The sequence below is a fragment of the Nocardioides perillae genome, from assembly GCF_013409425.1.
GTDB classification, from domain to species: Bacteria; Actinomycetota; Actinomycetes; order Propionibacteriales; family Nocardioidaceae; genus Nocardioides; species Nocardioides perillae.
Genome location: NZ_JACCAC010000001.1, coordinates 1,692,806 through 1,713,195, shown reverse-complemented (window position 1 = coordinate 1,713,195; position 20,390 = coordinate 1,692,806). Strand labels below are relative to the sequence as shown.

The 20,390-nt window shown below is 75.4% G+C and carries 17 protein-coding genes and 1 pseudogene; 5 read left to right on the top strand and 13 right to left on the bottom strand.

The features are described from left to right. The first annotated feature begins 67 nt into the window (after positions 1–67). Positions 68–316: a mycoredoxin gene (locus tag BJ989_RS07890; protein WP_179517735.1), complete on the top strand. Its 249-nt coding sequence runs from the start codon at positions 68–70 to the stop codon at positions 314–316. Between the two features lie 42 nt (positions 317–358). On the opposite strand, the gene nudC is transcribed toward BJ989_RS07890, so the two are convergent. From nudC to moeZ, 8 genes are all read right to left on the bottom strand, one after another. Further along, entirely contained in the window at positions 359–1,330 is a 972-nt protein-coding gene (gene nudC / locus BJ989_RS07885; protein WP_179517734.1) for an NAD(+) diphosphatase, read from the bottom strand. A 10-nt stretch (positions 1,331–1,340) separates the two neighbouring features. Continuing rightward, positions 1,341–4,655 carry an ATP-dependent helicase gene (locus BJ989_RS07880; protein WP_343049181.1) on the bottom strand — a complete coding sequence of 1,105 codons (3,315 nt, stop codon included), beginning with the start codon at positions 4,653–4,655 and terminating at the stop codon, positions 1,341–1,343. After that, positions 4,652–7,942 carry an ATP-dependent helicase gene (locus BJ989_RS07875; RefSeq protein WP_343049180.1) on the bottom strand — a complete coding sequence of 1,097 codons (3,291 nt, stop codon included), beginning with the start codon at positions 7,940–7,942 and terminating at the stop codon, positions 4,652–4,654. The genes BJ989_RS07880 and BJ989_RS07875 overlap by 4 nt, the downstream gene beginning before the upstream one ends. 46 nt (positions 7,943–7,988) lie before the next feature. Beyond that, entirely contained in the window at positions 7,989–8,654 is a 666-nt protein-coding gene (locus BJ989_RS07870) for a lysophospholipid acyltransferase family protein (protein ID WP_179519468.1), read from the bottom strand. 30 nt (positions 8,655–8,684) lie between these two features. Then, positions 8,685–9,002 (bottom strand): MGMT family protein, encoded by a 318-nt coding sequence (locus BJ989_RS07865; protein ID WP_179517733.1) that lies wholly within the window; start codon positions 9,000–9,002, stop codon positions 8,685–8,687. Between the two features lie 52 nt (positions 9,003–9,054). Next, on the bottom strand, positions 9,055–9,924 hold the full coding sequence (locus BJ989_RS07860) for a hypothetical protein (protein WP_179517732.1): 870 nt from the start codon (positions 9,922–9,924) through the stop codon (positions 9,055–9,057). Between the two features lie 107 nt (positions 9,925–10,031). After that, positions 10,032–10,907, bottom strand: coding sequence for a hypothetical protein (locus BJ989_RS07855; protein ID WP_179517731.1), 876 nt, complete (start codon positions 10,905–10,907; stop codon positions 10,032–10,034). A gap of 146 nt (positions 10,908–11,053) precedes the next feature. Further along, positions 11,054–12,253: an adenylyltransferase/sulfurtransferase MoeZ gene (gene moeZ, locus BJ989_RS07850; RefSeq protein ID WP_179517730.1), complete on the bottom strand. Its 1,200-nt coding sequence runs from the start codon at positions 12,251–12,253 to the stop codon at positions 11,054–11,056. Between the two features lie 242 nt (positions 12,254–12,495). Between moeZ and BJ989_RS07845 the strand changes: the two genes are divergently transcribed. Together BJ989_RS07845 and BJ989_RS07840 are read left to right on the top strand one after the other, a co-directional pair. After that, positions 12,496–13,092, top strand: a complete 597-nt coding sequence (locus BJ989_RS07845; protein WP_218849198.1) for a TetR/AcrR family transcriptional regulator — start codon at positions 12,496–12,498, stop codon at positions 13,090–13,092. A gap of 56 nt (positions 13,093–13,148) precedes the next feature. Further along, on the top strand, positions 13,149–13,370 hold the full coding sequence (locus BJ989_RS07840; RefSeq protein WP_179517728.1) for a DUF3107 family protein: 222 nt from the start codon (positions 13,149–13,151) through the stop codon (positions 13,368–13,370). Between the two features lie 55 nt (positions 13,371–13,425). Here BJ989_RS07840 and BJ989_RS07835 read toward each other — a convergent pair whose 3' ends face one another. Continuing rightward, positions 13,426–14,127: a ferritin-like fold-containing protein gene (locus tag BJ989_RS07835; protein ID WP_179517727.1), complete on the bottom strand. Its 702-nt coding sequence runs from the start codon at positions 14,125–14,127 to the stop codon at positions 13,426–13,428. A 183-nt stretch (positions 14,128–14,310) separates the two neighbouring features. Between BJ989_RS07835 and BJ989_RS07830 the strand changes: the two genes are divergently transcribed. Beyond that, a complete protein-coding gene (locus BJ989_RS07830) occupies positions 14,311–15,861 on the top strand; it encodes a DEAD/DEAH box helicase (protein WP_179517726.1) in 1,551 nt (516 codons plus the stop codon). A gap of 40 nt (positions 15,862–15,901) precedes the next feature. On the opposite strand, the gene BJ989_RS07825 is transcribed toward BJ989_RS07830, so the two are convergent. Then, positions 15,902–16,693 (bottom strand): AAA family ATPase, encoded by a 792-nt coding sequence (locus BJ989_RS07825; protein WP_179517725.1) that lies wholly within the window; start codon positions 16,691–16,693, stop codon positions 15,902–15,904. 40 nt (positions 16,694–16,733) lie between these two features. Here BJ989_RS07825 and BJ989_RS07820 point away from each other — a divergent pair, with 40 nt between their 5' ends. After that, on the top strand, positions 16,734–17,495 hold the full coding sequence (locus tag BJ989_RS07820; protein ID WP_343049179.1) for an SDR family NAD(P)-dependent oxidoreductase: 762 nt from the start codon (positions 16,734–16,736) through the stop codon (positions 17,493–17,495). Here BJ989_RS07820 and BJ989_RS07815 read toward each other — a convergent pair whose 3' ends face one another. The 3 genes and pseudogenes from BJ989_RS07815 to BJ989_RS19000 all read right to left on the bottom strand — a co-directional run. Then, positions 17,496–18,374, bottom strand: a complete 879-nt coding sequence (locus tag BJ989_RS07815; RefSeq protein ID WP_179517723.1) for a PHP domain-containing protein — start codon at positions 18,372–18,374, stop codon at positions 17,496–17,498. A 422-nt stretch (positions 18,375–18,796) separates the two neighbouring features. Then, positions 18,797–19,096 carry an HNH endonuclease signature motif containing protein gene (locus BJ989_RS07810; protein ID WP_179517722.1) on the bottom strand — a complete coding sequence of 100 codons (300 nt, stop codon included), beginning with the start codon at positions 19,094–19,096 and terminating at the stop codon, positions 18,797–18,799. A 302-nt stretch (positions 19,097–19,398) separates the two neighbouring features. Then, positions 19,399–20,118: pseudogene (locus BJ989_RS19000) on the bottom strand (DUF222 domain-containing protein); the annotation flags it as partial. Positions 20,119–20,390 lie beyond the last annotated feature (272 nt).

The following is a 20,390-nucleotide window of genomic DNA, read 5'->3' as shown; positions in this document are numbered from 1 at the left end:
CCCAGGTGCGGACCCGACCCTAGACGCCGGCTCCGACACCCCCGAGACCCGACGAGGAGACCCCGCGATGAGCGCCCAGTTCACGATGTACAGCACGCCCTGGTGCGGCTACTGCCACCGCCTGAAGGGCCAGCTCGACCGTGAGGGCATCCCCTTCGACGTGGTCGACATCGAGCAGGACCCCGCGGCCGCGCAGCTCGTCGAGCAGGCCAACGGCGGCAACCAGACCGTGCCGACCCTCGTCTACAGCGACGGCACGGCGATGACGAACCCCTCGCTGGCGCAGGTCAAGGAGAAGCTGGCCTCGCTGGCCTGAGACCGTCCCCCCGGCCTGCTCGGCCGGGCCGCCGGGCGGGCGTCACCACTGGCCCGGCAGCGGACCGCCGTACCACCCCTCGATGAGCGACCGCGAGATCGAGACGCCGCCGGGCAGCACGAGCGCGCCCGACTCGGCCTCCGCGCGCAGCTCGTCGCGGGTCCACCAGCGCGCGTCCTCGACCTCCTCGCCGTCGACCGCGACGGCGGTGGAGCTCGCGCGCGCGGTGAAGCCGACCATGAGGCTGGCCGGGAGCGGCCACGGCTGGCTGCCGAAGTAGTCGACCGCGCCGACCAGCACCCCGGTCTCCTCGTGCACCTCGCGGCGCACGGCGTCCTCCATCGTCTCCCCGGGCTCGACGAAGCCCGCGAGGGTGGAGTAGCGCCCGGGCGGCCACGCGGGGCTGCGCCCGAGCAGGCACCGCTCGTCGTCGGACCCCGGCTCGCCGTGGGCGACCAGCATGATGACCGCGGGGTCGGTGCGGGGGAACTGCGGCTTGCCGCACGCGGTGCAGACCTGCTCGTGCCCCGCCTTGCGGACCTCGAGCGCACCTCCGCAGCGCGGGCAGTGCCGCGTCGCCCACAGCCACTCGGCGAGACCGACGGCGTGCAGCACCAGCGGGGCGTCGCGCGCGGCGTCGGGATCGGCCGGGTCGGCCACGTGCTGGAGCGCCGCGCGGAGCACGACCCACTCCTCGCGCGGGCCAGGCGCGTCCGCGGGGTCGACGACGACGGCGTACGCCGTGGTGCCGTCGCGCTCCCCCAGCAGCAGGCGGGTGCCCGCGGGCGCCTCGGCCGGCGTGGTCCAGGCGACGCGGCCGTCGACGACGCGCAGCCGTGAGCCGGCGAGCACCAGGACGCGCGTGGTGGGGTCGGCCCACCGCGCGGCGTGCCACGCCTCGTCGCTGCGGTGCGCCCCGTGCCGGTCGTGGGCGTGCTGCGACAGCGCGACGTGGGGCAGGGTGCGGGGCGACGCCGGGGCCGGCGGGCGGGGTGTCGGGTCGGGGGTCGGCACGTCGGCGAGGCTAGTCCCCACCGAGGAGCGCCTCGAGACCCGCGCGGTCGAGGAGGTCCGGCGGGGCGACCACGTCGCCGGTGCGCACGTGGCAGAAGGCGGCGCGCACCCGGTCGAGCGGCAGGTCGTGCAGCTCGGCCCAGGCCAGGCGGTAGAGCGCGAGCTGGAGCGGATCGGCGTCCAGGCTGCGGCCGGTCTTCCAGTCGATGACCAGGAAGCTGCCGTCGGGCTCGGCGTAGACGGCGTCGATGCGGCCGCGGACCACCTGGCCCGCGAGCACGAGCGCGAAGGGCGCCTCGACGGCGTGGGGCACCCGGGTCGCGAACGGTCCGGCCTCGAAGGCCTCGACGAGCGCCTTGAGGTCGGTGTCGTCGTCGATGCCGGCGTCGGCGCGCCCCGGCAGGTCGTCGTAGTCGAAGAGGTCCTGCTGGCCGAAGCGCGCCTCGACCCAGGCGTGGAAGCGGGTGCCGAAGCGAGCGGCGGACGACGGCCGTCGCGGCACGGGGCGCGCCAGGTCGCGGGCGAAGCCGTCGGGGTCGTCGCGCAGCCGGGAGACCGCGGTGGCCGACAGGCTGGCCGGCAGCGCCACCGTCACCTCGTCGGCACGGTCGCGGCGCAGCTCGGCGAGCAGCCGGTCGAGCTCGGCGTCCCACTCGGCGACCCGCGCCGCGGAGACCACGTCGAGGTCGTCGTCGGGTGCACCGACCCGCGCCGCGGCGGCGCGCACGCGCTCGGCGGCCTCGCGGCGCAGCAGTGCCTCGCGCCCGGCCTCGGTCGGTGGCCAGGGGCGGGTGGCGTCGACGTCGGCGTAGGGGTGCGCGGCGCCCTTCTCCGGCTTCTCGCGCCAGCAGTGCACGGGCAGCCCGCGCTCCTCGAGCACCTCGCGCACGACCTGCTGGTAGGACGAGGGCCCGAACGGCGTGGCGCGCGGGCTCCAGCAGTAGGAGGTGACGGCCAGCCGGTGCGCGGCGCGGGTGAGCGCGACGTAGCCGAGGCGCAGCTCCTCCTCGGCGTCGTGGGCCCGGGTGGCCGCGCGGTAGGCGTCGAGGGCCGGCTTGTCGTGGCCGGCGAGCTGCGGCAGGTCGTGGGCGTCGCCGCGCAGCGGCGCGGGGAGCACCGCCGGCGAGGTGGTCCACAAGGTGCGCGAGCGGTTGGAGGGGAAGCGGGTCTCGCACGCACCCACCAGGAAGACGGTGTGCCACTCGAGGCCCTTGGAGCGGTGCACCGTGAGCAGCTTGACCGAGTCGGCCTGCGTCGGCGTCGCGAGGTCGAGGCCGTTGCCCTGGTCGTCCTCCGCGGTCAGGTAGGCGAGCAGCGCCGGCAGCGTGACGTCGCCGTCGACCGCCTCGAAGTCGGCGACCGCGCGCAGGAAGAGGTCGAGGTTGTCGCGACGCGCGGCCGCCGCCGGGCTCACCGCGGAGGCCAGCTCGACGTCGGTGCCGGCGGCGTCGACGATGCGGCGCACCACGTCGAGCACCGGCTCGCCGACGTGGCCGCGCAGCTGGCGCAGCTCGGCGGCGAGCAGGGCGAAGCGCTCGCGCGCCTCGGAGGAGAAGGGGTGCTCCGCCGGGTCCCCCGGGTCGGCCAGGGCGTCGTCGAGGCACGGCACCTCGGCCGGGTCGACGCCGTCGGCGACGGCCAGCAGGTGCGCAGCCACGTCGCTCGCGTCGTCGGGCCGGGCCAGCTGGCCTCCCGCGATCTGGGCGGCCCGCCGGCCGAGCAGGCGCAGGTCGCGCGGACCCACCGCCCAGCGCGGACCGGTGAGCAGCGTCAGCAGCGCGGCGTTGGCCGTCACGTCGTGCAGCAGCCGGAGGGTCGCGACCACCTCGGCCACCTCGGGCAGGCGCAGCAGCCCGGAGAGCCCGACGATCTCGACCGGGACGCCGGCCGAGGTCAGCGCGTCGAAGACGTCCTCGGCGTGGGCGTTGTCGCGCACCAGCACGCCCAGGTCGGACCACAGGAGGGGCGAGCCGTCGTCGCGGACCCCCGCGTGTGCGTCCTGCACCGCCTCCACCAACCACGCCAGCTCGTCGGCGTGGGTCTCGTGGACCGCGACCTCGACGCTGCCCTCCGCCGCCCCGGGCGCCGCCTCGAGCGGCTCGACCTGGTCGTAGGCCTCCAGCAGCGGCTCCGCGAGCCGGTTGGCGACGTCGAGGACGAGCCGGTCGGAGCGGCGGTTGACGGTGAGCGGGTGGACCGGCACCTCGCCCGGGGTCCCGTCGGGACCCGGCGCGGCCGGGAAGGTCTCGGCGAAGCCGAGGATGTTGGACACCGAGGCGCCGCGCCAGCCGTAGATGGCCTGGTTGGGGTCGCCGACCGCGGTGACCGCGTGGCCGAGCCCACGCGCCGGGTCGGGCCCCGAGAAGAGCCGGGAGAGCATGGTCGCCTGCGCGACGGAGGTGTCCTGGTACTCGTCGAGGAGGACCACCTTGCGCACCGCGCGCTCGGCGGCGCCGACGTCGGGCTGCTCGACCGCGAGGCGCGCCCCGAGCTCGATCTGGTCGGAGAAGTCCATCAGCCCCAGGTCGCGCTTGAGCCGGCGGTAGTCCTCCACGAGCCCGAGGAGCTCGGCACGGCGGTCGATCGCCGAGATCGCCTTCTCGACCGCCTGGCACCACGTCGAGCGCGCCTTGCCGGCGCGCTCCTCGGCCAGGGCGCGCTCGAAGCCGCGCCGTGCCTCCGCGTCGACACGTCGCACGTCGTCGGGCGCGACGAGGTGCTCGCTCATCGCGCCGTCGAGCGCGAGCAGCGACTGGATGACGGTCTCAGGGTGGTCGGAGAGCTGGTGCACCGCGGCGGTGTGGCGCTCGACGACCCGGGCGCCGAGCTGGAAGCGCGCGGCGTCGGTGACCACGCGGGTGTCGGGCTCGTGGCCGATGCGCAGGCCGTGCTCGCTGAGCAGCTGCGCAGCGTAGGCGTTGTAGGTCAGCACCGTGGGCTCCAGCACCTCCTCGCCCGCGTCGTCGTCGGTGACGCCCGGCCCACCTGGACCGCCCCGGCCCGCCGGCCGGCCGGCCTCGGGCAGCACGCCGGCGGTGCGCAGCGCGGCACGGATGCGCGCGCGCAGCTCGCTGGCGGCCTTCGTGGTGAACGTGAGCCCCAGGACCTCCTCGGGGCGCACCTGGCCGGTGACCACCAGGTGCACGACCCGGGCGGCCATCAGCGTCGTCTTGCCCGACCCGGCGCCGGCGACGACGACCGCCGGGGACAGGGGGGCCGAGATGGCGCGCCACTGCTGCGGGCTCGGCGCGTAGGGCGTCTGCATGACGCGCTGGAGGTCCTCGGGTGACTCGATCGGCACCACGGGTGCGAGAGGACCGGTCACGACGCCACCACCGACCCGGCGCCCTTGACCGGGCACAGCGACGTGAAGGCGCAGTCGCGGCAGTGCGCCCCCGCGGCGGCCGGGAACCCCTCGCGCCGCAGCACCACCGCGGCCCGCTGCAGCTCGCCGCGCAGGACCGCGCGCTCGGGGCCGTCGTCGGCGTGCCGCCGCTGGGGCTGCACCACGGCCTCCGGGCCGCCGTCGAGCAGCCCGAGCTGCACCAGCTCGCCACCGCCGGCGGGCGCGTCGGGCGCGTGCTCCGCCACTGCCCCGTGGTCGACCGCGAGCTGGTAGAGCGCGAGCTGGCGGTGCTGCTGCACCGAGCTCGTGGACGGGGCGGTGCGGCCGGTCTTGAGGTCGACGACCACGACCCGACCGTCGCGGTCGAGCTCGAGACGGTCGGCGTAGCCGGTGAGCTGCACCTGCTCGCCGTCGGGCAGCTCGACGACGGTGTCGAAGGGCGCCTCGGTCGCCAGCAGCCGGCGACCGGTGCGGTGGTGCCAGCGCAGGAAGCGCTCGAGCGCGGCGCGGACGCGGTCGTGCTCCCGTGCGCGCGACCACGGCGTGCGGAACTCCAGCCGGTCCCAGACGGCGTCGACGTGGGCCATCAGCACTCCCACGTCGTCGGGACCGGCGTCCAGGTCGCCGGTCGCCACCCGCTGGGCGAGCGCGTGCAGGAGCTGGCCGAGGTTGGCCGCCTGGTGGGCGCGGGCGGTGCCGCCGGCCTCGCGCTCGAGGAACCAGCGCATCGGGCAGGTCACGATGCCCTCCAGCGCGCTGGCCGAGAGCGGCACGGGCCGCTCGGGGTCGCGGACGGGCTGCACCGACCGGGTGGCCGCACGCGTGCCCCACCAGGTGGAGGGGTCGGCGTGCGGCACCAGTGCGCGGTCGCCGACCGTCTCGGCGGCGAGCCGCGCGAGGCGGCGCGCGGCCGCCTCGCGCAACGGCTCGGGCTGGGCGGGGTCGGCGAGCGTGCGTCGCAGCTCGGCCACCAGGCCGTCGACGGACAGCGGCCGCGCCGGGCGGCCCACGACCGCCTCCACCGGCACCCCCAGCTCGTCGAGGAACCGCGACGGCTGCTCGCCCTCGTCGTCGCCGGACGCGACGGCGGTGACCACCAACCGCTGCCGCGCGCGGGTGCAGGCGACGTAGAAGAGGCGGCGCTCCTCGGCGAGCAGGCTGCGCACCGACACCGGCGGGACCAGCCCGTCGGTGCCGATGCGGTCGGCCTGCAGCAGCGTCGAGCGGCGCCGCAGGTCGGGCCAGGCGTCCTCCTGGACGTGGGCCAGCACCACGAGCCGCCACTCCAGCCCCTTCGAGCGGTGCGCCGTCAGCAGGCGCACGGCGGCGCCGCGCGCGCCGCGCTCCGCCAGGGTGTCACCGGGGATCTGCTGCGCGACGAGCGTCGCGAGGAAGGCCCGCACACCGCGGTGGTCGCGCTGCTCCTCGGCGCGGGCCGCGAGGTCGAAGAGGGCGCAGACGGAGTCGAGGTCGCGGTGGGCACGACGCGCCGCCGGCCCGCCCTGCTCCGCCGCACGCCGCAGCCGGGCCGGCCACGAGGTGCCGGACCACAGCGACCACAGCACCTCCTCGGCGGTGGCGCCGGCAGCGAGGTCCTCGCGGGCGGCGGCCAGGAGCCCCGCGAGCGCCTGCGCACGGCCGGCCGCGGGCTCGTCGAGGCCGTCGAGCAGCGTGGGGTCGAGGACGGCGAGGCGCACCAGCTCACCTGATGGCCGCGGCGACGCGCCCTCGCGCAGCGCCCGGGCCCGCTCCCGGGTGCGCAGCGCCCGGCCGAGCCGACGCAGGTCACCGGCGTCGAGGCCCCCGAGCGGCCCGGTCAGCAGCGACTCCGCGCGCGCACCGTCGACGGCGGAGTCCCCCTCCGCGACGGTGCGCAGTGCGTCGAGCAGCGGCAGCACCGCCGGGTCGCGCACGAGCGGCACCTCGTCGGCGGCCACCTCCACCGGGACGCCCGCCGCCCCCAGGGCGCGGCGCAGCGGCGGGATCGACGCCCGGCCGGAGCGCACCAGCACGGCCATCTCGTCCCACGGCACGCCGTCCTCGAGGTGGGCGCGGCGCAGCAGGTCGGCGAGGTGCTCGGCCCCGGCCCGCTCGGTGTCGAAGGTGCGCACCACCACGCGCCCCTCCCCCAGCGCACCGGTGGTCGCCTGCGGCGCCAGGAAGGCCTCGCGCGCGGCGGCGTCGATGCTGCCCGACAGCGGCAGCCGGGCGGCGACCCGCTGGGTGGCCACGAGCAGCCGGGGCCCGAAGCGGCGGGTCGTGCGCAGCGCGACGACCTCTGCGGGGCGGCCGTCGAGGGTCGGGAACTCGCGGGGGAAGTCGAGGATGCCCCGCACCTCGGCGCCGCGGAAGGCGTAGATCGACTGGTGGGGGTCGCCGACCACGACGAGGTCGCGGCCGTCGCCCGCGAGCTCGCGGAGCAGCGCCACCTGGCCGGGGTCGGTGTCCTGGTACTCGTCGACGAAGACGTGGCGGAAGCGGCGGCGCAGCTCGTCGCGGTGGGCGCGCGCCTCGATCGTCGCACGCCGGATGAGGTCGGCGTAGTCGGTGGCGCCCTGGGCGTCGAGGTTGGTGAGGTACTGGTCGAGGAAGAGTCCGGCGGCGACCAGCTCCGGCGCGTCGTGCTCTCGCCCCAGCGCGGTCAGGGCCGCGCCGTCGAGGCCCTTCTCCCGCGCACGGGAGAGCACGGCGTGCACCTCGCGGGCGAAGCCGCGGGTGCCGAGCGCGCGGGCCAGGCCGGGCGGCCAGTCGACCGACTCGGGGCTGTCGGTGAGCAGCTCGCGGAGCACGACGTCCTGCTCGGGTGCGCTGAGCAGCCGCAGCGGGGCTTCGTAGAGCTCCGCGGGGGCGTAGGCGCGGACCAGGCCGTAGGCGAAGGAGTGGAAGGTCGAGCTGGGGGCCGCGGCGGTCGTGCGCCCCAGCCGTGCGGTCACCCGGTCACGCAGCTGCTCCGCGGCCTTGCGCGAGAAGGTGAGGGCCAGCACCTCCTCGGGCCGCGCGCCCTGCTCGACCCGGCGCACCACGGCCTCGACGAGGGTCGTCGTCTTGCCGGTGCCGGGCCCGGCGAGCACCAGCAGCGGACCGCCCTCGTGGTCGACGACGCGCTGCTGCTCGGCGTCGAGCACCGGTGGTGGCGCCGCACCCGCCTCGGCACCGGGCCGCACCAGGCGGTAGGCCGGGCCGGTCGGTGCGGCGGACCGCGAGCGGCCTCGGGGACCGGTCGCACCGGTCCTGGCGGGGCTGCGGGCGGGGGTCGTCGGGCTCACGAGGACATCACAGCACCCGGCTCCGACAACCGCCCGGGCACCGCCCTCAGGCCTCGACGGGTCGGTCGTTGTAGCCCGGGGCGCGCTCCTGCCCGCTCAGCGCCGCGATCGCGTCGACGACCTCGTCGGTCAGCTGACGGCGCGCCCGACCGGGCGCGACCCCGTCGAAGCGGCCTGCCACCGTGATCGGCGGGCCGAAGGCGACCGAGACCCGGGCCAGCCGGGGCAGCCGGGCCCCGACGGGCTGCAGGTCCTGCGTCCCGCGCAGCCCCACGGGCACCACGGGCACGCCTGCGGTGAGCGCGAGGTGGGCCACGCCGGTGCGGCCGCGGTAGAGCCGGCCGTCGCGCGAGCGGGTGCCCTCGGGGTAGATCCCGAAGGCCTCACCGCGCCGCAGCACCTCCAGCGCCGTGTCCAGGCTCGCGAGCGCGGCGCGCGAGTCGTCCCGGTCGACCGGCAGCATGCCGAGCCCGGTGAACCAGGCGCGCGTCAGCGCGCCGCGCACGCCGCGGCCGGTGAAGTAGTCGGACTTGGCCAGGAAGACCACCCGCCGCGGCACCACCACCGGGATCACCACGCTGTCGGCGAAGCTGAGGTGGTTGCTCGCCAGCAGGACGCCGCCGGTGCGCGGCACGTGGTGCAGCCCGGTCACCTCCGGGCGCCACACCGCGCGGGCGAGCGGCGGGACGGTACGGTGCAGGACGGCGTACATCACGACGGCATCACCTCGCCAGTGTCGTGGTTACCCGTCGGTCAGCCGATCCGGCGCCCAGAACGCGCCGACGAGGTCGACGCGGCCGGAGGGCCGCAGCGGCGTGCCCTCCTCGGCGTAGGCCAGGTGGGCGGTGCCGTCGTGGCACGGCGGCGGGCGTCCGTCGGCGCGCACGACCCGCCACCAGGGCACGCACCCGCCGTGCTGGGACAGCACGTTGCCGACGCGTCGCGGCCCGAAGCGGCCCACGGCGTCGGCGATCGCGCCGTACGTCGTGACGCGGCCCGGCGGGACGGACTCGACCGCGGCGAGCACCTGCTCGACGTAGTCCTCGGGGTGGCTCGGCACGCCCGCCAGCCTAGGTCGGGGCGCCGCGCCGGCGCGACGTCGGAGAGCCGGGTCAGAGGACCGGGTCGAAGGGCTCCGTGCCGCGCACCAGGCGCAGGCCGGGGATGCCGGCGTGGGCCTGGGCGTAGGCCAGCTCACGACGCAGGTTGCCCAGCCCGTTGGACAGCGGCAGCGGGGCGAGCGCGACGGTCGACAGGGTGCCGACGGCGCGGCCCCGCGGGTCGAGGAAGCCCGAGCCCGAGTCGCCGGGCACGCCCGGGGTGAGGGTGTAGGCGTCGATGCCCCACCCGGCGTACGTCGCGCCCAGCGCGACCCCGGTCTTCGGCGACAGGGCGGTGGTCGGGCGCAGGCTCGACTGGCCGTAGGAGAAGGTGCGCTCGCCGGCGGCCAGGGTCGTGCCCAGGCCGGTGGGGCCGCCCCAGAACGGCACGGAGGGGTTCACCTTGCCCACGTGCGGGTCACCGACGCGCACGAGGGCGAAGTCGTTGGCGGCACAGACGGCGGCGCGGCGCTCGCCGAGGCGCTGCATGGTGCGCCAGGAGGAGTAGACGAGGCGGCCGGCGCCGACGGTCTCGCCGGGGGACGCCAGGGTCGCGCCCCGAGCGAAGCGCACCCGTGTGCCGAGGGGCAGCGAGCCGGTCGCGCAGCCGTCGGTGTCGGTGGCCTCCCCCAGGCCCGCGCAGTGCGCCGCGTAACCGACGTAGACCCGACCGCGGTCGTCGGTGAAGACGAAGTTGCCCGTGCACTGCGCCCCGGCGGTGAACATCTGCACGCCGGGCGTGATGGTCGCCGCCGCGGCCGGGGCCCAGCGGCGGGCCCGCTCGGCGGCGCCGGACGGGCCGGTCGGCAGCAGCGCGACGAGCACTGCTGCGATGACCGCGAGCGCGAGGGCGGGCAGGGTCGGGCCGGCGCGGCGGGGCATGCCTGCACAACGAGCAGCAGCCCCGTCCGTCACGGACGGGGCTGCTGCCCTGCTCCCAGGGCCGGTCAGGGTGGGGGCGGCGCCCGGGTGCCCCCGGGCGCGTGGTCTCACAGGACGGGGCTGAAGGGCTCCGTGCCGAGGGCCAGCTGCAGGCCGTCGATGCCGCTGGTGCGCTGGGCGTAGGCCAGCTCGCGCGACAGGTCGCCCACGCCGTTGGAGCCGGCGAGCGGCGCCAGGGCGAGCGTCGACAGCGTGCCGAGGGCGGAGCCGTCGCGGGAGAGGAAGCCCGAGCCGGAGTCGCCGGGCACGCCCGGGGTCAGCGTGTAGACCGGGTGGGTCCAGCCGTTGCCGCCGGTGCCCAGGCTCAGGCCGGTCTTGGGCGAGAGCGCCTCGATGCCGGCGCGCAGGCTGGAGTTGCCGAAGGAGTAGACGCGCTCGCCGGCCGGGGAGCCGTCGCGGTCGATGCCGGTCGGGCCACCCCAGAAGGGCACCGACGGGTTGACGTCGGCCACGTCGTCGGCGTCCACCTTCACCAGGGCGAAGTCGTTGTAGGCGCAGGCGTCGGCGTCGGTCTCGCCGGCCCGGTCCATCGCCAGCCAGGAGCTGTAGGCCAGCGTGCCCTCACCGACGGTCGAGCCGGCGCCGACGAGGGAGCCGCCCTCGACGAACTCCACGCGCGTGCCGAGCGGCAGGGAGCCGGCGCTGCAGCCGTCGGTGTCGGTGGCCGCACCGGTGCCCGCGCAGTGCGCCGCGTAGCCGACGTAGACGTTGCTGGCGGCGTCGGTGAAGACGAAGTTGGCCGTGCACTGGGCGCCCTCGGTGTACATCTGCACGCCGGGGTGGATGGCGGCCGAGTCGGCCGGGGCCCAGGTCGGCGCCGAGGTGGCGGTGACGGGCGTGGTGGCGACGAAGGCCGCGGCGAGACACGCGGCGGTCGCCGCGGCGGCGCCGAGACGCGCCGGGCGGGACAGGCTGCGGAGCATGGGGAGGTCCTCCTGGGTCGGTGCCGCTCCCGTGATGGCGGCACTGGTGGTGGCCACGCCGCCGGTCACCCGCCGCCGTGGCCCTCCCACCTACCCTGCGGTAACGAGAGCGAAACCTCCAGTCCTCGTCCCGCCGGTCGAACCGCTCAGTACGACGGCTGGCTGGGGTCGACCTGGTTGACCCAGGCCACCACGCCACCGCCGACGTGGACCGCGTCGCCGTAGCCCGCGCCCTTGAGGACCGCCAGCGCCTCGGCCGAGCGCACCCCGCTCTTGCAGTGCAGCACGACCTGCTTGTCCGACGGCAGCTGCTCGAGGGCGTTGCCGTTGAGGAACTCGCCCTTGGGGATCAGCACCGAGCCCGGGATGCGGTTGATCTCGAACTCGTTGGGCTCGCGCACGTCGACGAGGACGAAGTCGCGGCTGCCCTCCTCGCGCTCCTTGAGCATGTGCTCGAGCTGGGTGACCGAGATCGTCGAGCCGGCGGCGGCGTCGGCGGCCTCCTCCGACACGGCACCGCAGAAGGCGTCGTAGTCGATGAGCTCGGTGACGGTGGCGTGCTCGCCGCACAGGGCGCAGTTGGGGTCCTTGCGCACCTTGAGCTTGCGGTACTCCATCTCGAGGGCGTCGTAGATCATCAGCTTGCCGATCATCGGCTCGCCGATGCCGGTCAGCAGCTTGATGGCCTCGTTGACCTGGATGGAGCCGATGCTGGCGCACAGCACGCCGAGCACGCCGCCCTCGGCGCAGCTCGGCACCATGCCCGGCGGCGGGGGCTCGGGGTAGAGGCAGCGGTAGCACGGGGCGTCGTCGGCCATCGTCGGCGCGAAGACCGACGCCTGGCCGTCGAAGCGGTAGATCGAGCCCCAGACGTAGGGGATGCCGAGGAAGTACGCGGCGTCGTTGACCATGTAGCGCGTCGCGAAGTTGTCGGTGCCGTCGACGATGAGGTCGTAGCCACGGAAGACGTCGAGCACGTTGTCGTTGTCGAGGCGCTGCTCGTGCAGCACGACCTCGACGAGCGGGTTGGTCTCGGCGATCGACTCCTTCGCCGAGAGCGCCTTCGACTTGCCGACGTCGGACTGGCCGTGGATGACCTGGCGCTGCAGGTTGGACTCGTCGACCTCGTCGAACTCCGCGATGCCGAGCGTGCCGACGCCCGCGGCGGCGAGGTAGAGCAGCGCCGGGCTGCCGAGGCCGCCGGCGCCGATCACGAGGACCTTGGCGTTCTTCAGCCGCTTCTGCCCCGCCATCCCGACGTCCGGGATGATGAGGTGGCGGCTGTAGCGGCGCACCTCGTCGACGGTCAGCTCGACAGCCGGCTCCACGAGCGGCGGGAAGGTCACGACGGGCTCCTCGAAGGGTGGGGGTGGACGTGCGTCGGGCACAACACCCGACCGCTCCACCATGTTCCCGCACCGCCGCACGCGCCGTCGGGCCGCGCCCACCCCGCGGGATAGGCTGCCCGCGGCCGCCGCGACCGACGCCGTACCCGGCTCGGGGCGTCGCCGGCCGTGCACCGCACACGAGGAGGAGCAGGACCGTGACCGCAGAGCAGCAGGACGTCGCCCGGCCGCGCGGGGCCCGCATGCCGCGGCGCGAGCGCCGGGTGCAGCTGCTGGAGTCGGCCCTCGAGGTCTTCGTCGCGCAGGGCTACCACGCCGCCGCCATGGACGACATCGCCGAGCGCGCCGGCGTCTCGAAGCCCGTCCTCTACCAGCACTTCCCGAGCAAGCTCGACCTCTACCTCGCCCTGCTCGAGCAGTCGTGCACGGCGATCATCGACAACTGCCGCCAGGCGCTGGAGTCCACCGAGGACAACCGCCAGCGCGTCGACGCGACGATGAAGGTCTTCTACGAGTACGTCGCGAACGACTCGGGTGCCTTCCGCCTGGTCTTCGAGTCGGACCTGACCAACGAGCCGGCCGTGCGCGAGCAGGTCGAGCGCGTCACCACCGAGTGCGCCGACATCATCGCCCGCGTCATCCACGGCGACACCGGCCTCCCCGACGAGGCGGCCCGGCTGCTCGCGGTCTCGCTCGTGGGAATGGCCCAGGTCAGCGCGCGGTTCTGGCTCTCCGAGACCGCCGGCATCGACCGCCAGCAGGCAGCCGACCTGGTCTCCCGCCTCGCGTGGCGCGGCATCCGCGGCTACCCCCGGAGCGACGACCAGCCGGTCGACTGACCGACCTGCGCGACCAGCCCAGCCCCCGCACGACCGACAACCCAGGAGGACCCCCCGTGGAGGTCAAGATCGGCGTCCAGCACGCCGCGCGTGAGCTCACCGTCGAGACCGACCAGACCCAGGAGGAGGTCGAGGCGCTGGTGCACCAGGCCGTCGCCGACGGCTCCGTGCTCGCCCTCACCGACTCCAAGAAGCGCCGCATCGTCGTGCCGGGCGCCAAGATCGCCTACGTCGAGATCGGCGGCGGCACCGTCGGGCAGGTCGGCTTCCGCAGCTGACCATCCCGCCGCCCGGTCAGGCCGCCGGGTCAGGCCGCCGGGTCAGGCCGCCGGGTCAGGAGTCGAGCCCGAGCTCCTGCATCCGGGCGGCGTGGCGCTCGGTGATCCGGGTGAACATGCGACCCAGGGCGGCGAGGTCGAGCCCCGGTCGGTCGACACCGCCGGCCAGCAGGGCGGACAGCGCGTCGCGCTCGGCGGCGACCCGCTGCGCCTGCGTGAGCGCCTCGCCCATGAGGCGCCGTCCCCAGAGCGCGAGCCGCCCCCCGAGCCGCGGGTCGCGGGCGATGTCGGCGCGCACCCGGTCGACGACGAAGGCCGAGTGGCCGGCGTCCTCGAGGCTCTCGACGATGAGCTCGCGCGTGCCGGCGTCGAGGAACGCGGCGACCTCGCGGTAGAAGTCGGCCGCCAGGCCGTCGCCGACGTAGGCCTTGACGAGGCCCTCGTGCCAGTCCGACGGCGCCGTGTGGCGGTGGAAGTCGTCGATCGGCACCCGGAAGGACTCCATCGCCTCGAACGGGTCGGCCCCCAGCTCGGTGAGCCGGTCGCGCAGCCGCACCAGGTGCCCCACCTGGGCGGCCGCCATCGCGGCCAGCGCGAGCTTGTCCTCCAGGGTGGGCGCCAGGGCGGCGTCCTCGGCGAGGCGCTCGAAGGCCGACACCTCGCCGTACCCGATGGCGCCGAGCAGGTCGACGACCGCGGCGCGGTAGTGCGGGTCGTCGAAGGCGACGGGGTGCTCCTCCGCCGGGGATGCAGGCATGGGCGCACCCTACCGATAGGCTCGGGCCACCGGCGCTGCCCGCTGCAGCCCAGGCGCCCCCGGCGCCGCGCGAGCGGGAGGGCCGACGGCCGCCGCCCGGCGGCCGCCGCATGTGCGCGGCAGACCGTCCTCCGACGATGCGTCCGCCGCTCCACCGTGACCATCGACCGAGAGTGACGACCCGTGACCACCTTCCGCGAGCTCGGGGTCCTGCCCGAGATCTGTGACGCGCTCGAGCGCAAGGGCATCACCGAGCCCTTCGCCATCCAGGAGATGACGCTGTCGGTCGCCCTCATGGGCACCGACCTCATCGGCCAGGCCCGCACGGGCACCGGCAAGACCCTGGCCTTCGGCATCCCGATCATCCAGCGTGCCGTGGCCCCCCACGACCCCGACTACGTCGACCTGCCCGAGGGCAAGCCCCAGGCGCTCGTGGTCGCCCCCACCCGCGAGCTCGCGCTGCAGGTCTCCAACGACCTCGAGCTCGCCGGCGCCGACCGCGGCATCCGTGTGCTCACGGTCTACGGCGGGGTCGGTTACGACGGCCAGCTCGAGGCGCTCGAGCGCGGTGTCGACGTCGTCGTGGGCACGCCGGGGCGTCTCATCGACCTGGCGAACCGCCGCGCCCTCGACCTGTCGCACGTCAAGTCGCTGGTGCTCGACGAGGCCGACGAGATGCTCGACCTGGGCTTCCTGCCCGACGTCGAGCGCATCCTGTCGCTGACGCCCGAGACCCGGCAGACGATGCTGTTCTCGGCGACCATGCCGTCCGCCATCGTGTCGCTGGCGCGCACCCACATGCGCCACCCGATGAACATCCGCGCGGAGTCGTCCTACGAGAACGCGACCGTCCCGGCCACCGCGCAGTTCATCTACCAGGCCCACGACCTCGACAAGCCCGAGATCATCGGCCGGGTCCTGCAGGCCGACGACGCCGAGAAGGTCATCGTCTTCACCCGCACGAAGCGCCAGGCGCAGCGCGTCGCCGACGACCTCGTCGACCGCGGGTTCGCCGCCAGCCCGCTGCACGGCGACATGGCGCAGGTCGCGCGCGAGAAGGCGCTGACGAAGTTCCGCGAGGACAAGATCCGGGTGCTGGTCGCCACCGACGTCGCGGCGCGCGGCATCGACGTGCGCGGCGTCTCCCACGTCATCAACTACACCTGCCCCGAGGACGACAAGACCTACGTCCACCGCATCGGCCGCACGGGCCGCGCGGGCGCGACGGGCACCGCGATCACCTTCGTCGACTGGGCCGACGTGACCCGGTGGAAGATGATCAACAAGACCCTCGACCTGCCGTTCGACGAGCCGCAGGAGACCTACTCCACCTCGCCGCACCTCTACCACGACCTCGGCATCCCGGAGGGCACGAAGGGCCGGCTGAAGCCGGAGTCCCCGCGCGAGCCCCGCGCGGACCGGGGCGACCGCGGTGGTCGTGGCGGCGAGCGCGGTGGCCGCGGTGGCCGTGGTGGCGAGCGCGGTGGCGATCGCGGTGAGCGGCCCGCGCGCAGCCGCACCCGCACCCGCACCCGCGCGGGCGAGCCCGTCGACGGCGCGGCGGCGAGCACGGCGGCTCCGGCCACCGGCGGCGCCGAGACCCCGGTCGCGTCGGGCGACGGCGAGGCAGGTGCACCGCGCCGCCGCCGACGGCGCCGCGGCGGCAGCGGCCGCGGCGGCAGCGGGGCCGCCGGCGCGGGTGCCGGCGAGGCGAGCGCCACCGCCGCCGACTGAGCCGGCCCGGGCGGGGTCCCTCGTCGCCGCGGCGCCCGCGTCAGCGACGCGGGCGCTGCGCCCGCGCAACGAGGTTGCCGGCGACCTCGCGGTAGGCCTGCGCGCCCTTGCCGGTGCGCTGGGTCGACAGGATGGAGCGGCCCGCCGCCGGCGCCTCGGCGAACTTGATCGTCTTCGGGATCGGCGGCTCGACCACCTCGAGTTCGTAGGTCGAGGAGATGGTCTCGAGCACGGTGCGCGCGTGGTTGGTGCGTCCGTCGAAGAGGGTGGGGAGCACCCCCCAGACCTCGAGGCGCCGGTTGGTGAAACGGCGTACGTCGTGGACCGTGTCGAGCAGCTGGCCCACCCCGCGGTGAGACAGCGTCTCGCACTGCAGCGGCACCAGCACGCCCTGCGCGGCGGTGAGGGCGGCGACGGTGAGCACCCCGAGCGACGGGGGGCAGTCGAGCAGCACCCAGTCGTAGGCGTGGTCGGGACCGTCGGCCTCGGCGAGGTCCTCGAGCGCGCTCTTGAGCACGTGCTCGCGGCCGGTGCGGGTGAGGAGCTCGGCCTCCGCTCGCGCCAGCTCGATGGTGGCCGGGAGCAGGTCGACGCCGTCCTCGGTCGTGATCACGGCCTCGGCGGGCGCCAGGCCCTGGGTGAGCACCTGGTGCACCGAGAGCTCGAGGTCCTCCGGGTCGACGCCGAGCGAGAAGGTGAGGCACGCCTGCGGGTCGAGGTCGACCAGCAGCACCCGCTGCCCGCGCTCGGCGAGCGCCGCGCCGAGGGAGGCGACGGTGGTGGTCTTGGCGACGCCACCCTTCTGGTTGGCGATCGCGAGCACGGTGGTCACGGGGCGACATTGTGCCCGAGGGATGGGCCAGGATGGTGTCGTGCCCACCACTGCCCTCGTCACCGGCGCGACCGCCGGCATCGGTCTGTCCTTCGCTCGCCGCCTCGCCCGCCGGGGCGACGACCTCGTGCTGGTCGCCCGCGACGAGGTGCGCCTGCAGGGCGTGGCCGCGGAGCTGCGCGCGGCGTACGCCGTGCACGTCGAAGTGCTGCGCGCCGACCTGGCCGACCGCGACGACCTGGCGCGGGTCGAGGCCCGCTTGTCCGACGACGCACGGCCCGTGGACCTGCTGGTGAACAACGCGGGCTTCGGCCTGAAGGGACGCTTCCTCGACAACGACGTGGAGTCCGAGCAGGCGATGCTCGACGTGCTCGTGGTCGCGGTGATGCGGCTGAGCCACGCGGCACTGCGGGGCATGACGTCCCGCGGGAGCGGCGCGGTCGTCAACGTCTCGAGCGTGGCCGGCTACCTGCCGCGCGGGACCTACAGCGCGGCGAAGGCCTGGGTCACCAGCTTCAGCCAGTGGGCCGCGCACGAGTACCGCCCGCACGGCGTCACCGTCATGGCGCTGTGCCCGGGGTTCGTGCGCACGGAGTTCCACGAGCGGATGCAGGTCTCCCAGGACTCCGCGCCGGCCGCGCTGTGGCTGGATGCCGACCGCCTCGTCGACGACGCGCTCGCCGACCTCGGGCGAGGTCGGGCGGTGTCGGTGCCCAGCAAGCGCTACAAGGCGATCGTGGCGGTCAGCCGGGCCGTGCCGAACGCGGCGCTGCAGCGCCTGCAGGGCCTCGGGCGGCACTAGTCAGCGCCCGACGACCGTCGGCGTGGTCCGCCCCGACGCGGCGGCCGCGCCCGCAGCGAGGTCGAGGAGCCGCTCGAGCTGGTCGGGCGCGGTCGTGTGGCACCCCAGCTCGTGGTCGACCTTGCCGAGCCCGTGGTGGTCGCTGGACCCGGTGACGACGAGGTCGAGGTCCTCCGCGATCCCGCGCAGGGCGGCGCGCTCGGCGGAGCCGTGGTCGCGGTGGTCCACCTCGATCCCCACGAGGCCGGCGTCCCGCAGCACCTCGAGCCCCTCGGCGTCGAGCACCCCCGGGTCGTGCCGGCCCCACGGGTGCGCGACGACGGCGACGCCGCCGGCCGCGCTCACCGCGGCGAGGGTGTCGAGCAGGGGCGCGGCCCACCGGTCGACGTAGGCGGGCCGCCCAGCCGCGAGGTAGCGGTCGAAGGCCTCCGTGCGGTCGGCGACGGCGCCCAGTGCGACCAGCGCGTCGGCGACGTGGGGGCGACCGGTCGCCGCGGCGTCCCCGGAGACGGCGTCGAGGTGGTGCTGCTCGATGCCAATGCCGAGGGCCCGCAGGCGTGCCAGCACCTCCGGCACCCGGCTGTCGCGCCCCTGCAGCACGCGGGTCAGCAGGGCCGCCAGGTCGGGGTGGGTGGGGTCGGGCAGGTAGGCCAGCAGGTGCACCCCGCGCCCGCGGTAGGTCGTGCTGACCTCCATGCCGGGGACGAGCTGCAACCCCACCTCCTCCGCGGCGGTCGCCGCCTCGGCCCAGCCCGCCGCGGTGTCGTGGTCGGTGAGGGCGAGGACGTCGAGCCCGGCCGCCTTCGCCGCCTGCACCAGCTCGCGCGGCGACTGGGTCCCGTCGCTCACGCGGGAGTGGGTGTGGAGGTCGACGCGCACCTCGCCAGCCTAGGTGGGACCCGCAGGTCCTGCGGCCTCCGCGTGGCCCGGGAGCAACCGGGCCTGCCTCGCGACCGCCGAGGGGTCGCGCGTTGGGCACACGCCGAGGGGTCGCGCGTTGGGCACGGGTCGAGGGGTCGCGCGTTGGGCTCGCGTCGAGGGGTCGCGCGTTGTGCACGCGGTCGAGGGGTCGCGCGCTGGGTGCGCGTCGAGGGGTCGCGCGCTGGGCATGCGTCGAGGGGTCGCGCGCTGGGCACGCGCCGAGGGGTCGCGCGCTGCGCACGCGCCGAGGGGTCACGCGCTGGCAGCGGGCTGGTGGTCGAAGGGGGTCGGCGGCCCGTGCCGAGTCAGACCGTTCGCACAGACGTGTGGGAGTACGTCGTGCCGGGCGGTGTGGGTGGGTCCGGTGGCGTCGCTTGGTCTCAGGTCCGCATGGGCCGGGTGCGGGCGAACGTGATCCGGTGGTGGTGGTAGGTGGTCTCGTAGGCGGGGTCGTGGGCCCTGGCGTGGTGTCTGGGGCAGAGCAGGTAGCCCTGGTCGAGGTCTGTCTTGCCGCCTGCATGCCAGGGGGTGCGGTGGTGGGCGTGGCACATCGAGGGCGGCCAGTCGCAGCCGTCGGCGGTGCAGCCGCCTTGGAGGCGTGCGAGTGCGAGGCGTTGGGTCTTGGTGAAGTACCGCCGGGTCCGTCCGACGTCGAGGGGCTGCGACGCTCCACCGAGCACGATCGGGACGATCCCAGCGCCGCACGCCCACAACCGTGCTTTCGCGGCAGTGATGCGGGTGCCGGTCGACAAGGTGGCCGGTGCGTCGGCACCGGGGCCGGTGCCGGTGAGCTGTGCGAGGTCGAGGGTGACGGTGACGGTCGCGTCGACCCCACCGGCCTGGGTCGCGGTGGTGGTGTCAGCGGCGTCGGCGGCGGGGCGGTGGCGGTGCGGACGTACTCGCAGAACGCCTGCCCCCGCCGCAGCGGCCGCGGGAGCCGGTTGCCGTGCTGATCGGAAGGGATCGGGTCGGTGCCGTGGGTGGCGTGGTGGTGGCGGGGTGCGGTGAGTGCGTCGAGAGCGGCGGCGAGCATGTCGGCTTCCGCGGCGGGGATGGTGAACCGGCCATGGGCCTTGCCGTGGCCGTCGCGGCTCATCGTGAACGAGGCTGCCGCGGCTGCTGCTGCTTCTTCGCGTTCGAGGCGGTCGCGTTCGACGTCGTCGGCGATGTCGGGGGCGACGACGTCGAGGATCCGGTCACCGAGTCGTTGCAGCTCGACCGCGTCGAACATGCCGGCGAGCTCCAGCAGGTGGGCGCGGGCAGCGTCGACCACTGCGACCCCGACCCGATCGGCCGGCAGCGCGTCAACGGCCTTGCAGATCACTTCGGCCTGCTCGGGCAACACCCCACCTGTGCTCATCGCCGCGAGCACGGTGCCGTGCCGTGCCTCGAGCGCCGCAGCGTGGCGGACGGTGGCGACTGACTTCGCCCGGGTCTGGTGGGTGAGTCGTGCCCAGTGCGCCCCGGTGGAGGTCGCGCCCGTGGCGTCACCGACACCCGCACGGTCCGCAGCAGCGACGGTGGTGAGCTCGAGCGCGGCGAGGCGGGCACGACACCGGGCGAGCTCCACCAACGCCGCCTCAGCCTCACTCGGGGTCAGTGACCAGGTCGGCGTACCCGCGGCGTGGTCGAGGTCGGTGTCGAGGCAGGCCAACGCGACCAGCAGCGGGTGCTGCGGTGCGGGGTCGCGGTGGTCTGCCATACCGCCCACCCAACCACTCGCCACCGACAGTCACGCCCGACCTCGTGACGGCCCGGATCGCCCTGTGGACAACGAATCCACGACGACCGCCTGTGGACGGGAAGTGGCGCACGCGGGTCGCGAATCGCAGGTCTCGAGACGGCCTTGGCGGGCCACCCCGACGACTCGAGTGCCCCAGCGCGTGACCCCTCGACGCCAGCGCAGCGCGTGACCCCTCGGCGGACGCGCAGCGCGTGACCCCTCGACGCCAACGCAGCGCGTGACCCCTCGAC